General features: G+C 46.8%; 1 protein-coding gene. It reads left to right on the forward strand.

Translation table 11 applies throughout. The features are described 5' to 3' along the window. Positions 1–22: 22 nt before the first annotated feature. Positions 23–250 (forward strand): CdiA C-terminal domain-containing protein (locus SB752_RS33015; RefSeq protein WP_410719597.1); only part of this gene is annotated, 228 nt, incomplete at its 3' end.

Below are 250 nucleotides of genomic sequence, written 5' to 3' on the forward strand. Positions count from 1 at the left end.
TGCTCAAGGTAGAAAAGTTGAGCTGCGTCGCCCTGTTGGTACGAGAACAGAAGGGAAAACTTCAGATCTTCTAGTCGATGGTGTTAGCTATGATGTATATACCCCTACAACGGGTAATGCGGACCGAATAATTTCTGCGATAGCAAAGAAAAGTACGCAAGCTGAGGGGATTGTTCTAGATTTATCTAGAAGCACCGTTACCAGAGAGCAGTTGGGAGATGTCCTGCGGAGAGTTAATGGTTCAGGGGCG

It is taken from the genome of Brevibacillus sp. SIMBA_040 (assembly GCF_046535075.1).
GTDB lineage: Bacteria > Bacillota > Bacilli > Brevibacillales > Brevibacillaceae > Brevibacillus.